Origin of the sequence: Spirillospora albida, assembly GCF_000718255.1 — a bacterium.
Classification (GTDB): Bacteria; Actinomycetota; Actinomycetes; order Streptosporangiales; family Streptosporangiaceae; genus Spirillospora; species Spirillospora albida.
Window position 1 is genome coordinate 128,348 of sequence record NZ_JOFJ01000012.1, and the last position, 13,006, is coordinate 141,353.

The window sequence follows — 13,006 nt, forward strand, 5'->3', positions numbered from 1 at the left end:
AGACCCGGCGAAAGGGATCCCGGGGACGCTTGTTATGGAGCCGTGACGGTCGGCTCAGATGGCCCCGCCACTGAGGAAATGGGCGACGAGCCACACCAGCCCGATCGCCAGGACGAGCCGCCGCAGCTGCCAGCCGAGCGGCTTGCCACGTATCGCGAACACGTTCCACACCAGTTCGGACAGGGTGTCGCCAGGCCTCCGGTTGAACACGGCCGGCATTTCGATGGCGAGGAACATGAGGATCCACAGGATCCACGCAGCGACGTAAGGGGACACGGCCGGACCGCCTTGCAGAGGAACTCACTTTTACCGGTAATACCCGGCAAGAGTGATCGTTACCCCAGGTCGGAAGGGCCGAGATAGCGTCCGATGAACTCCCGCTCGTGCGGCGTCCACCGCCGCAGCCGCCCCGCTTCCACATCGAACGCGACGAGCTTCGACATGGCGGTCGCGTACACGTTCTCGTCGTCCCGCACTTCGTACGCCAGCGTGAACGACGCGGCCCGCGCCTCGGTCACCCACGTCTCCACCCGGATCGGATAGACGGTGGGCAGCAGCGGCGACCGGTACTCGATCTCATGCCGGGAGATCACCATGCCCCGCACGGGCTCCTCGCCCTTCCGCACCGGGTCGCCATGGAACATCTCGAGCCGCGCGTCTTCCAGATATCCCAGGAACTTGACGTTGTTCACATGCCCCTGGGAGTCGATGTCCCCGAACCGGATGTTGAACTCGTACACGTGCCGGTACTCGGCCGCGCGCAGGTCGCTCTGCTGCATGTCCTCGCCTGGGGTTCGAATGACAGGGATCAACTAGGGGAAACCGGACGGCCCGATGCTACCGGCCCAGTATCCACCGCCCGCCAGGGCAGGTCACGGTGCCGCTCACGGGGTCCGGCCGGGCGCGGGAACGCGAACGGCCGTGCGATCACCGGGATCGCACGGCCGCTCCGCTCCGCAGGTCAGTCGCGGGTCAGCTTGCGGTGGGTGACGCGGTGCGGGCGCGCCGCGTCGGCCCCGAGGCGCTCGATCTTGTTCTTCTCGTAGTCGGCGAAGTTGCCCTCGAACCAGAACCAGTTCGAGCCCTCTTCCCACGCGAGGATGTGCGTCGCGATGCGGTCGAGGAACCACCGGTCGTGCGACGTGATCACGGCGCAGCCGGGGAACTCCAGGAGGGCGTTCTCCAGGCTCGACAGGGTCTCGGTGTCGAGGTCGTTGGTCGGCTCGTCCAGCAGCAGGACGTTGCCGCCCTGCTTGAGGGTGAGGGCCAGGTTCAGCCGGTTGCGCTCGCCGCCGGACAGGACGCCGGCCGGCTTCTGCTGGTCGGGCCCCTTGAAGCCGAACGCCGCGACATAGGCGCGGGACGGCATCTCGACCTGGCCGACGTTGATGTGGTCGAGACCGTCCGAGACGACCTCCCACACCGTCTTCTTCGGGTCGATGCCGCCGCGGGACTGGTCAACATAGGAGATCTGCACGGTCTCGCCGAGCCGCAGCCGACCGGAGTCGGGCTGCTCCTCACCGGTGATCATGCGGAACAGCGTGGTCTTGCCGACGCCGTTCGGTCCGATGATGCCGACGATGCCGTTCGGCGGCAGGTTGAACGACAGGTCGTCCATCAGGACGCGGTCGCCGAAGCCCTTCGTGAGCTTCTCGGAGACGATCACCGTGTTGCCGAGGCGCGGGCCCGGCGGGATCTGGATCTCCTCGAAGTCGAGCTTGCGGGTCTTCGCGGCCTCCGCCGCCATCTCCTCGTACCGCTCCAGGCGGGCCTTGCTCTTCGTCTGCCGCGCCTTCGGGTTCGAGCGGACCCACTCCAGCTCGTCCTCGAGGCGCTTCTTGCGCTTGGCGTCCTTGTTGCCTTCGACCTTGAGGCGGTCGGCCTTCTTCTCCAGGTAGGTGGAGTAGTTGCCCTCGTAGGGGAAGCAGCGGCCCCGGTCCAGCTCCAGGATCCAGGTGGCCACGTTGTCGAGGAAGTACCGGTCGTGGGTGACGGCCAGGACCGTGCCCTCGTACTTGGCGAGGAACTGCTCCAGCCACAGGACGCTCTCCGCGTCGAGGTGGTTGGTGGGCTCGTCCAGCAGCAGCAGGTCGGGGGCCTCCAGCAGCAGCTTGCACAGCGCGACGCGGCGGCGCTCACCACCGGACAGGGTGCTGACCTCGGCGTCCGGCGGCGGGCAGCGCAGGGCGTCCATCGCCTGCTCCAGCTGGCTGTCGAGATCCCACGCGTTGCGGTGGTCGAGATGCTCCTGGAGCTTGCCCATCTCCTCCATGAGCGCGTCGGAGTAGTCCGTCGCCATCAGCTCGGCGATCTCGTTGAACCGGTCGAGCATCGCCTTGGTCTCGGCGACGCCCTCCTCCACGTTCCCGAGGACGGTCTTCTCCTCGTTCAGCGGGGGCTCCTGCTGCAGCATGCCGACGGTGTAGCCGGGCATGAGGCGGGCATCCCCGTTGGAGGGCTGCTCCAGACCGGCCATCATGCGCAGCAGCGTCGACTTACCGGTGCCGTTGGGACCGAGAACGCCGATCTTGGCTCCCGGCAGGAAGTGCAGGGTGACGTCGTCGAGGACGACCTTGTCGCCATGCGCCTTGCGGACACGCTGCATCGTGTAGATGTACTCGGCCATGTAGGCAAGACTAAAGGGTCGCGGACACCGGTTCGGCGCCCAGCGGCCCACCACCCGCCCGCCCGCGCCCGCCCCTCTGCGAACGATCATCACCAAGCCCACCGGACGACCGCGGCCACCGATCAGGACCCGCCAGGGCAGGCTCCCCGCCCCCTGGCGAGCCCACCCCGGTGGCACCGGGGATCCGGTCAGCCATCAGCACCCCCCGGCCGTCCAAGGTCGGGCGACAGACCCTGTCACGACCGGAGGACCGGTCAGGCGTCGGCGCCGCGGGCGCCGTCCAGGGCGGGGAGGCAGACACGGTCGCGGCCGGACTCCTTCGCGCGGTAGAGCGCCAGGTCGGCGGCCGCCAGGAGTTCGATCAGGTCGTCTCCGTGCATGCGGAAGAGCGATACGCCGACCGAGACGGTGACGCCCACGGTGCCGTCGTCGGCCGGAACGGAGAGGCGGCGGACGCGGCCGCGCAGGCGCTCGGCGACCCGGCACGCCTCGACCGTGTCGGCGCCCGGCAGCAGGACGACGAACTCCTCGCCGCCGAACCGGCCGATCACGTCGTAGTCGCGGAGCTGGTGGCAGAGCGTCCCCGCGACCGCGATCAGGACCTGGTCGCCGACGAGGTGGCCGTGGGTGTCGTTGACCCGCTTGAAGTGGTCGATGTCGATCAACAGGAGGGCGAGGGGCTCGTGGGTGCGGAGGGAGCGGGACAGTTCGGTGTCGGCCTCGCGCTGCCATGCCGCCGCGTTGAGCAGGCCCGTCTTCGCGTCGGTCCGCGCGGCGGCCTGCAGCTGCTGGTGCATCAGGCTGCGCTGCAGCAGCATCACCGGCGGCAGCGCGAGCAGCAGCAGGCCCGGGTTGAGGCCGCTGGTGATGGCGACGAGGATGCCGAGGCACAGCTCCACCACGTCCAGCAGCAGGCTCTCGCGGGTCCACAGCACGTCGCGCCAGCGCCCCTCGGGGTTGGCCGCGTGCGCGGCGACGGCGACGAGCGCGGTGTTCACGACCGTGAACAGCGCCGCGCAGCCGACCGCCGCCGGGATGCCGGGATAGGTGTCGACGATCCAGGCGGGCGCGCCCACCAGGGGCTCGGGCACGACCAGGTGGAAGACCCACGAGGCGCACGCGCCCGCGATGCCGAGCGCCGACGCGACGATCACCCGCCGGTACACCAGCGTCCGCCGGACCCGGAACTGCAGGAGGGCCTGCAGCGGGATCGGCATCAGCAGCGCGTACACCGGCGGCAGCAGCAGCGCGACCGGCAGCCACCACGACGACAGCAGGTCGCGCGCGACCCCGGCCGGCATCCCCAGCCGCCGCGTCGCCTCGATGCACACCGCCCCGCAGCCGAGCAGGGCGCCGAACGTCAGCACATCGTCGGGCCGCAGGGCGGTGCCGCCGAGCCCCGCGGCGATCAGCCCGAGATGGACGGCCGCGACCACCGGAACGTAGAGCACGAGCAGGGACGGGCGTCCTGCGAGCACGCGGCTCCGGGGCCTGCGGGCGATCTCTCCGCCGCGGTCCTCGGCGGACGACTGCACTGCCGTCATGCTTCCCCCCTAACGCCTCACGATGTGTAACACGATAGTTGCAACGTGTGCGGAGCGGGCGGGAAACCGGTACCTTCTGTATCGCACGGCCGGGTGACCGTTTCTCGTCACCCGCGGCAGGGGCCGGCCCGCTGATCCGCCGGCCCTCAGCGCACAAGGGGGAGAATCGACATGCGCGGCGTTTCCTGGATCTGACCAGCGCCGACTGCGCGGGGGTGCCGACGGCGACCCGCCTGCCGGCGGCACCCCCGCTCCCCTCCTTCCGGTAAGGCTCCTCGGCGAGACCCGTCACCGCGCCCGTCCGCGGACCGGGGACGATCCCGGGCACCGGCGGCCCGCGCGACGGGGATCGGGGGTCAGGCCGCCTTTTCCTGGGCGGGTTCCTCCGAGATGTCCGGGTCGGGGGTCTCGGCCCACTGGTCGGCCACCTCGCGGGCGGCCCTGCGGTCCTCGTCGGTCAGGGCGGTGCCGCGCTGGACGGCCCGGAAGTCGGCGGTTCCGCGGGTCAGGTCGTGGCCGAGAGTGGTCGCCTCGATCTCGGCGGAGAAGTGCCAGCGAGCGTCCTTCTCGTACTGCCGGAGGCGGAGGCGGCCCGTGACGATGACGGGGTGGCCGCGGCGGAACTCCGACGCCTGGACGTTGTCGGCCAGGCCGCGCCAGCAGTTGACGGTCAGGAACATCGTGTCGACGTCCTGCCATTGGCCGGTCTGGCGGTCGTAGCGGCGCGGGGTGCAGGCCACCCGCAGGGACAGGAACGGGGTGCCGTTGGTCGTGATCGTGTAGTGCGGGTCGGCGGCGACCCAGCCGACGATGGTGATGAGCGCTTCGTTCATCGCGTCCTCCGTTGCGTCATGTGACGCTCCCAACGGTGGCGCGGCCCGCCGCGCGACGGCATTGGAACGCGGCTCTGTGGATAACCCCGGCTCAGGCGGGAGAGGCGCCCAGGACCGTGTCGACGTCCTCGCGGAAGCGGGCGTACACCTGGAGCTCGGCGACCACGGGCTCCAGGACGAGGGCGTCCGCCACGCGCTCGATGCCCTCCTGCATCTGGACCTCCATGCGCTCGCCGTTCTTGGCGGACGACAGCGCCACCAGGTTCCGGCACGCGGACGCGGTCAGCCAGCCCATCCCCAGCGTGCACACCACCAGGACGGCGACGTAGGGGATGAGGCCGGCCTCCCCCAGCAGGCCGTCCGTGTCGCCGAAGACGCCGTACGCGACGAGGAGGCCGATCCACACGACACCGATGACGGCCACCAGCACGAGGAAGAACTGCCAGGTCTTCACCAGCCACCACCAGCGCGGGACCTGGTTGAACTCGGGGAGGGCGTCCTTCAGCGCGTCGCCGAGGGCCTCGGGGAGCTCGGTGGCGTGCGCGCGGGCGGCGGCGCGCACCGAGCGGGCCCAGGGCGGGGGCAGTTCGCCGGTGACGCCGTCGGTGACGTCGGCGAGGGCGTTGTCCACATCGCCCTGCTGGGCGCCGACCGGACCGGTGAACGCGTTGCGGAGTTCCTCGCGGAGCTCGGTGAGCCGCATCCGGCGCAGCGGGTCGGAGCGCAGGCGGGCGATGAGGGCGGTGACGGGCCAGCCGATGAAGTCGGCGGCGCGCAGCTCGTAGGCGCTCTCCATCGCCTCGGCGACGGCCGGGGCGCCGGCCGCGTCGGTGAGGGCCTGGACGAGCTCGGCGCGCCTGCCCTCGTCGACGCCGGTGGGCGGTTCGTCCGGGTAACGCTGCTCGGCGAACCGCTCGGCGACATGGTCGACGTCGGTGGAGAGGCGCTCGGTGCGGGCGCGCCGGGCGGCGACGGTGTCGACGAGGACCTCACGGAACCCGCGCACGCCGTCCTCACCGACGGCGGACGTCGTGACGATGCGCGGGTCGGCGAGGCCCTCGGCCTCCAGGAGGCGGCGCAGGTCGGCGACGCACTCGTCGATCTCGACGGGGGCGAGCCGGTCGACCTGGTTCAGGACGATCAGCGTGACGCCGGTGTGCCGGGCGAACGGGACGATGTAGTTGCGGTGCAGGGCGGCGTCCGCGTACTTCTGCGGGTCGACCACCCACACGAGCAGGTCGGCGATCGTGACGAACCGGTCGACCTCGGCGCGGTGCATCGCCTGGATGGAGTCGTGGTCGGGCAGGTCGATGAGGACGAGGCCCTGCAGCCCGTTGTCGGCGCGGTCCACGTCGAGGGCGCTGGCGCGCGCGTAGCGGTGCCGCTTGTCGACGTCCAGCCAGTCGAGCAGGGGGCCGGCGCCGTCCAGGCCCCAGACGCAGGCGTGCGCCTTGGACGTCATCGGGCGGCGCACGCCGGTCGGCGACAGGTCGAGCCCGCAGATCGCGTTGAACAGCGACGACTTGCCGCTGCCGGTGCCGCCGGCGAGGGTCACGACGGTGTGCTCGCCCGACAGCCGGAGCCGCTGGTCGGCGCGCTCCAACAGGGCGGCGGCCTCGTCGACGAGCGGCCGGTCGAGGCGCCCCTCGCCGGCCCGCACGAGCCGGTCGAGGCCGTCGAGCCGGCCGGTCAGCTGCGGCGGCTCCTCGGAGTCGAACCAGCCCTCGGCGGACGCCGGGACCTGGACGCCGCCGAAGCCCGGCGAGTTCGCGGGGATGGCCGAGGTGGTCATCGGGCAACCTCGAGGTTGTAGGTGGCCTGGTAGAGCTGGATGGGGACGGTCTCGTCCGGGATGCCGGCGGCGTCGAGCGCCTGCCCGAACCGGATGGCCTCCTCGTCGAACAGCATCCCGATGCGGCTGCGCAGGTCGGCGCGGGCCTTGGCGCCCATGCCGCGCAGCGACTCGGCGCCGAACAGCGCCTTCAGCAGCCGCTGCGGGACGGCGCTGTTGCCCTCCACGGCGACGTCGGACGTGCCGTACCCGAGCAGCCCGATCGTGAGGACGAGCGAGACGGCCTCGGTGTCGAACGACACGAGCTTCGCGACCGACCGCTTCGTGACGCCCTCGGTGCGGATCAGTTCCTGGACGTGGTCCTGCCAGGCGCTGACGGCGCGGGTGACGCGGCGCGACAGCTCCGGCGAGACGCCGCCGAGCTCGGCGGCGGGGCCGGCGAGGACCTGGCGGCCGGCCGGATGGTCGCGCCAGCGGGCGAGGACCTGCTCGGCGGCGTGCTCGGCCGACGCGATGATCAGCGATTCGAGGCCGCTGCGCAGCGCCGCCTTCAGCGCGCGGACGCGCGTGGGGCTGCGGCGGCGCCGGTTCGCGGCGCGGCCGCGGCGGGGCCGCTGGACGCGCAGCGACCGCAGCAGGTCGCCCGTCCCGGCGAAGTCCTGCCAGCGGGCCAGCACCTCGCCGCGCAGGAGGGACCCGTTGCGGGTGGCCTCGTCCAGCTCGGCGAGGGCGGTCCCGTAGGCGGAGTCGACGAGGCCGGCGAGCTCGGCGCGCCGCTCGACCTGCGCCTCGACCTGACGGGCGACCTCCGGGACGCGGGTGCGGAAGCTGTTCAGCACCCCGGCGAGGGTGTCGCCGACGACGATCGCCCGGTCGTCGGAGCTCTCGGCGACGCCGACGAGCCATTCGCGGATGTCGCCGACGGCCTCCTCGGGGAGCCGGCTGTTCTCGATCCGGGTTTCCGGGACGGTGAAGCGCCGCGCGTCCCCGACGCGGTTCTCGTCCAGCATCTCGCCGAAGTGGTCGACGACCTCGGATCCGGCGCCCTGCGGGACGCGGGACAGGACGACACCGATCGTCGCGCCGTTCTCCCTGGCGCGCTGGAGCATCTGCCAGACCTGCGCGTCGGCGTACCGGGCGGCGGTCGTGACGCACAGCCACAGGTCGGCGGCCGCCATCAGCTTCGTGGCGAACTCGTAGTGGTCCTCGAAGACCGAGTCGAAGTCGGGGCTGTCGAGGAGGGCCAGGCCGGGCGGGAGCGCCTCGCTGCCGATGATGACGAGCTGGTCGCCCGCGATGGCGTCCGGCGCGGGGCCGCGCACGCGCCCCATGTCGGGCAGGAGCGGGCCCTCCATGTACCACTGGACGTGGTCGGGGTGGCACACGAGGATCGGGCTGCTGGTGGTCGGGCGCAGCACCCCGGTGGCGCTGACCCGCGCCCCGACGAGCGTGTTGACCAGCGTCGACTTCCCGGCGCCCGTCGACCCGCCGAGCACCACCAGCATCGGCGCCGCCGTCGCCTGGACGCGGGGCAGGACGTAGTCCTCCAGCTGGTTGCGCAGCTCGTCCCGCGCCTCACGCGCCTCCGCCACGCCCGGCACGTCCAGGACGAAGTCGAACGAGCCGAGCCGGTCGCGCAGCTGCGTCAGCACCCGGACGAGCTCGCCCTGCCGGATGATCTCCGCGTCCGACCTCGCCCCGCCCCCGGACGCGCCGCGCCCCGGGGCCTCGGGGTCCGGGCCGGGCGCCGCCGCCGGGGTGGGCTCGGGCTCCGCCTTCTGAGCGGGCGCGCCGCTGTTCGCGGGCGCGCCGTTCTCGGGCACGGTGTTCTCGGGTGCGGGCACCGGCTCTTCGCTTCCGGGGGCGTTCTCGGGCACGATGTCGTCCTTCGGCATCGGGGAGTCCTCGGTGGCGTCCCCCGTGGCGGCGGCGTCCGTCTCCTCCTCGTGGACCGCGCTCTGCTCTGCCGGGGGTGTCACGGGTCCCGTCCCAGGTCCGCTCGAATCATGTCGATCTCTCGTGCCACGTTGACGACGTCGCCGACGACGACGATCGCGGGGGGCCGTACGCCGGCCGAGGCCATCTCGTCGGCCAGCGTGCCCAGGGTCGCGGTGAGGGTCCGCTGGCCGGGGAGCGTGCCGTCCTGGATCACGGCGACGGGCGTGTCGGACGAACGACCATAGCGCACGAGGGCGTCGGCGATGAGGGCCGCGCGCTCGACGGCCATGAGCAGGACGAGCGTGCCCTGCGCGGCGCCGAGGGCCGCCCAGTCGACGGTGGAGTCGGGGTGGCCGGGCGGCACGTGCGCGGACACGACGTGGAACTCCTGCGCGACGCCCCGGTGGGTCACGGGGATCCCGGCGGCGGACGGGACGGCGATCGCGCTGGTGATGCCCGGGACGACCATGACGGGCACGCCGTGCCGGGCGCAGTACAGCGCCTCCTCGCCGCCCCGGCCGAAGACGAACGGGTCGCCGCCCTTGAGCCGGACGACGAACTTGCCCTGCTTGGCGTGCTCGACGAGGTGGTCGTTGATGCGGTCCTGCGTGACCGTCCGGCCGTAGGGGATCTTCGCGGCGTCGATCACCTCGACGTCGGCGGCGAGCTCGTCGAGGAGCTCGCCGGGCGCGAGCCGGTCGGTGACGACGACGTCCGCCATGGCGAGGAGCTGGCGGCCGCGGACGGTGATCAGCCCGGGATCCCCCGGGCCGCCGCCGACGAGCGCGACGCCGACGGGCTTGCGGCGGCTGTGCCGGGACTCGAGGGTGGCCTCGCGGAGGCCCTCCACGATCGCGTCGCGGATGCCGGCGGCGCGGCGGGGGTCGCCCGCGGCGAGGACGCCGACGGTGGTCTCGCCGGCCTGGCCGCTCGCGGGCGTCCAGGCCGGGGACGACTCGGCGTCGTCGGCCCGCACGGCCCAGATGCGCGCGGCGTCCGCCTCGGCGACGACGTCGCCGTTGACCTTGGCGTCGTCGGTGACCGCCTGCACGAGCCACGCCCCGGCGCAGTCGCCGCGCCGGTACGGGCGGCGGTGCCAGGTGAGCCGGCCGGCGTCGGCGAGCCCCTCCAGGGTGGCGGTGGCCTCGGGCGCGACGAGCTCGACGCGGGCGCCGGCGGCGAGCAGCGTGGGCACGCGCCGCTGGGCGACGCGGCCTCCGCCGACGACGAGGACGCGTCGCCCGGCGAGCCGGAGGCCTAGCAGGTACGGGGGCACGTGGCGGTTCTCTCGATCAAATCTGCGGGGCGGTTCTGGGACGCCTTCGGTGGGCAATCGTCTGTGCGACACAAAGGTACTCGGGTTGCGGAGTTCATGGTGAGGGGCCGCCGCCAGTCGATAGCCGAGCGTGACTCATTCCGAGATCTCACCGTTACTGGAGGGAAGGTCCTTCTCGGTGACCCCGGCGGAATCGAACGTGGCGACCTCGTGCAGGACCCGGACGGCGCTCTGGACCAGCGGCACCGCGAGCACCGCGCCGGTGCCCTCGCCGAGCCGCAGTTCCAGGTCGACGAGGGGCCGCAGGCCGAGGTGGCGGAGGGCGGCGGCGTGGCCGGGCTCGACGGAGCGGTGCCCGGCGACACAGGCGTGCAGGGCGCCGGGGCAGAGGGCGACGGCGGCGAGGGCGGCGGCGCCGGCGATCACGCCGTCAAGGATGACGGGGACCCGCCGGGCGGCGGCGCCGAGGATGAATCCGGCGAGTCCGGCGTGCTCGAGCCCGCCGACCGCCGCGAGGGCGGTGAGCGGGTCGCCGGCCCCGGCGAGCAGGCCGTGCCGGGCCAGGGCCGTCCGGACGACCTCGACCTTGCGGGCATGGGTGGCGTCGTCGATGCCGGTGCCGCGGCCGGTGACGTCCTCGGGCGGCAGGCCGGTGAACGCGGCGATCAGCGCGGCGGAGGCGGTGGTGTTGGCGATCCCCATGTCGCCGGTGACGAGGCAGCGGGCGCCGCCCTCGACGAGGTCGCGGGCCACGTCGATGCCGGTCTCGACGGCGCGGCGGACCTCCTCGGGAGTCATGGCCGGCCCGGCGGTCATGTCGGCGGTACCGGACGCGACCTTGCGGGACAGCAGGCCCGGCGCGGCGTCCAGCGGGGCGGCGACACCGATGTCGACGACGGTGACGGACGCGCCGGCCTGCCGGGCGAACGCGTTGACCACGGCCCCGCCGGCCAGGAAGTTGGCGACCATCTGCGCGGTCACCTCCTGCGGCCACGGCGTGACGCCCTGGGCGTGGACGCCGTGGTCGGCGGCGAAGACGGCGACGGCGGCCGGCTCGGGCATCGGCGGCGGGCACCGCCGGGCGAGCCCGGCGAGCCGGACGGAGACCTCCTCCAGGACGCCGAGGGACCCGGGCGGCTTCGTCAGCCGGGACTGGTGATCGCGGGCGTCCCGCAGCGCGGCCTCGTCCGGCTCGGTGATCGCGGCGACGGTCTGCTCGATCAGGTTCACGGTGTCCCCTCTGTCCTTCGGGTCGTCAGATGCCCAGCTCGCCCAGCACGCGGAGCAGGTCGTCATCGGCGGAGCGGTCCCGGACGGCGATGCGCAGCCAGTCGGGGCCGAGGCCGGGAAAGGTGTCGCCGCGCCGGACCGCGTACCCGCGCTGCCGCAGCAGGGCGCGCAGGCCGAGGGCGTCCGGGACGCGGAGGCAGAGGAAGGAGGCGCGGGCCTCCGGGACGACGTAGAGGCCGCGCGCGGTGAGCTCGGCGGCGAGCCGGTCGCGTTCGGCGGCGAGCTCGACGGCCCACTCCTCCGCCTCGGCGACGGCCTCGGGAGCGCAGCACGCCTCGATCGCGACGAGCGCGGGGGTGGAGACCGCCCAGAGCGGCTGCGCCTCGGCGAGCCGCCCGATGAGGTGCGGGTCGGCGAGGACGTATCCGGCGCGCAGGCCGGCCAGTCCCCAGGTCTTGGTGAGGCTGCGGATCACGACGATCCCGGCCGGCAGCCGTCCGGCGAGGGACTCGGGCTCGCCCGGGACGCAGTCCATGAACGCCTCGTCCACGACGACCGTCCGGCCGGGCGCCGCGAGCGCGGTGATCGCGTCGGCCGGGTGCAGCACGGACGTCGGGTTCGTCGGGTTCCCGATCACGACGAGGTCGGCGTCGGCGGGGACGGCGGCGGGGTCGAACGTGAAGTCCTTGCCGAGGACGACCCGCTCCACCTCGTGCCCGGCGGCCCGAAGCGCCGCCTCCGGCTCGGTGAACTGGGGGTGGACGACGACGGCGCGGCGCGGCGCGAGGACGCGCGCCAGCAGCACGAACGCCTCGGCCGCACCGGCGGTCAGCAGGACCTCTCCGGCGGCGCGGCCGTGCCGCCGGGCGACGGCGCGGCGCGCGGCGGCCGGGTCGGGATAGGCGGCGAGGTCGGCGACCGACGCCCGGATCCGCTCGGCGAGCCAGGTCGGCGGCGTGCCCGTCCGCACGTTGACGGCGTGGTCGGCGAGACCGCCGCCGACCTCCGCGTCACCGTGGTGCCGCAGGTCGACCTCGTCCTCGGGCCATCCGCTCACGGCTCCCCCGTCCCCGTCGCGATCCGCACGCCTCAGCGTCCGGGCCCGTGGTAGAGCAGCGCGTTCAGCGCGGCGGCGGCGACGGCGGAGCCGCCCTTCTCCGAGACGTTGCTGAGCTGCGGCAGCCCGCTGGCCCGCAGCGCCTCCTTGGCCTCGGCGGCGCCGACGAACCCGACCGGCATGCCGATCACCAGGGCCGGCCGGACGCGCCGCGCGATGATCTCGTGCAGGGCCTCCGGCGCCGACCCGACGACCCAGACGGCACCGGGGCCGACCTCGGCGTAGGAGACGCGGACGGCCGCCGCGGAGTGCGGGATGCCCGCCGCGCGCGCCATCCGGGTGACGGCCGGGTCGCCCGCGACGCACAGCGGCGGCCGGGCGCTGATCCCGGCGGCGACCATGCCCTCGTCGGTGACGATCGGGGCGCCCGCGTTCAGCGCGGCCCAGCCCTGCTCCAGGTGCTCCTCGCGGGTGAAGAGGTCGATCGCGTACTCCAGGTCGGCGCTCGCGTGGATCACCCGCTCGGCGACGGCCCGCCACAGCGGCGGCATCGGGCTCAGGTCGACCCGCGACCGCAGGATCTCGTACGACCTGACCTCGATCGGGTGGGGTTGCCGCACCGTCACGCCTCCTGGACTCGCTGTCGGGGGACTCCAGGGTGGCATGGCCGCCGCGGCGTCCCGTCCGTCCCCGGCGCCCGGAAGCTCTAC

The 13,006-nt window shown here is 73.3% G+C and carries 11 protein-coding genes; all 11 read right to left on the minus strand.

Translation table 11 applies throughout. The features are described 5' to 3' along the window. Positions 1–54: 54 nt before the first annotated feature. Positions 55–276, minus strand: coding sequence for a hypothetical protein (locus IE99_RS0116830; protein WP_030171103.1), 222 nt, complete (start codon positions 274–276; stop codon positions 55–57). A 59-nt stretch (positions 277–335) separates the two neighbouring features. Then, the gene (locus IE99_RS0116835) at positions 336–779 is read right to left on the minus strand and encodes an acyl-CoA thioesterase (protein ID WP_030171105.1); all 444 of its coding nucleotides are present in this window, start codon (positions 777–779) and stop codon (positions 336–338) included. A gap of 182 nt (positions 780–961) precedes the next feature. Continuing rightward, positions 962–2,626 (minus strand): energy-dependent translational throttle protein EttA, encoded by a 1,665-nt coding sequence (ettA, locus tag IE99_RS0116840; protein ID WP_030171108.1) that lies wholly within the window; start codon positions 2,624–2,626, stop codon positions 962–964. Positions 2,627–2,880: 254 nt separating this feature from the next. Continuing rightward, positions 2,881–4,170: a sensor domain-containing diguanylate cyclase gene (locus tag IE99_RS0116845; protein WP_030171111.1), complete on the minus strand. Its 1,290-nt coding sequence runs from the start codon at positions 4,168–4,170 to the stop codon at positions 2,881–2,883. 356 nt (positions 4,171–4,526) lie between these two features. Then, positions 4,527–5,003 carry a single-stranded DNA-binding protein gene (locus tag IE99_RS0116850; protein WP_051712585.1) on the minus strand — a complete coding sequence of 159 codons (477 nt, stop codon included), beginning with the start codon at positions 5,001–5,003 and terminating at the stop codon, positions 4,527–4,529. A gap of 91 nt (positions 5,004–5,094) precedes the next feature. Further along, positions 5,095–6,795, minus strand: a complete 1,701-nt coding sequence (locus tag IE99_RS0116855) for a GTPase family protein (RefSeq protein ID WP_037559588.1) — start codon at positions 6,793–6,795, stop codon at positions 5,095–5,097. Then, positions 6,792–8,774 carry an AAA family ATPase gene (locus tag IE99_RS0116860; protein WP_245623236.1) on the minus strand — a complete coding sequence of 661 codons (1,983 nt, stop codon included), beginning with the start codon at positions 8,772–8,774 and terminating at the stop codon, positions 6,792–6,794. The genes IE99_RS0116855 and IE99_RS0116860 overlap by 4 nt, the downstream gene beginning before the upstream one ends. Then, positions 8,771–10,009, minus strand: a complete 1,239-nt coding sequence (cobA, locus tag IE99_RS0116865; RefSeq protein WP_030171124.1) for a uroporphyrinogen-III C-methyltransferase — start codon at positions 10,007–10,009, stop codon at positions 8,771–8,773. Before cobA ends, IE99_RS0116860 begins: the two co-directional genes overlap by 4 nt. A 135-nt stretch (positions 10,010–10,144) precedes the next feature. Beyond that, on the minus strand, positions 10,145–11,239 hold the full coding sequence (cobT, locus tag IE99_RS0116870) for a nicotinate-nucleotide--dimethylbenzimidazole phosphoribosyltransferase (RefSeq protein ID WP_030171127.1): 1,095 nt from the start codon (positions 11,237–11,239) through the stop codon (positions 10,145–10,147). A gap of 25 nt (positions 11,240–11,264) precedes the next feature. Next, a complete protein-coding gene (gene cobC, locus IE99_RS0116875) occupies positions 11,265–12,296 on the minus strand; it encodes an Rv2231c family histidinol phosphate aminotransferase CobC (RefSeq protein ID WP_030171129.1) in 1,032 nt (343 codons plus the stop codon). A 32-nt stretch (positions 12,297–12,328) separates the two neighbouring features. After that, a complete protein-coding gene (locus tag IE99_RS0116880) occupies positions 12,329–12,916 on the minus strand; it encodes a precorrin-8X methylmutase (RefSeq protein WP_030171132.1) in 588 nt (195 codons plus the stop codon). Positions 12,917–13,006: the final 90 nt, after the last annotated feature.

What these genes read in the sequence shown, in the direction of transcription:
- IE99_RS0116835 (WP_030171105.1), bottom strand. Translation starts at nt 779, where the DNA reads ATGCAGCAGAGCGACCTGCGCGCGGCCGAGTACCGGCACGTGTACGAG.
- ettA (WP_030171108.1), bottom strand. Translation starts at nt 2,626, where the DNA reads ATGGCCGAGTACATCTACACGATGCAGCGTGTCCGCAAGGCGCATGGC.
- IE99_RS0116845 (WP_030171111.1), bottom strand. Translation starts at nt 4,170, where the DNA reads ATGACGGCAGTGCAGTCGTCCGCCGAGGACCGCGGCGGAGAGATCGCC.
- IE99_RS0116850 (WP_051712585.1), bottom strand. Translation starts at nt 5,003, where the DNA reads ATGAACGAAGCGCTCATCACCATCGTCGGCTGGGTCGCCGCCGACCCG.
- IE99_RS0116855 (WP_037559588.1), bottom strand. Translation starts at nt 6,795, where the DNA reads ATGACCACCTCGGCCATCCCCGCGAACTCGCCGGGCTTCGGCGGCGTC.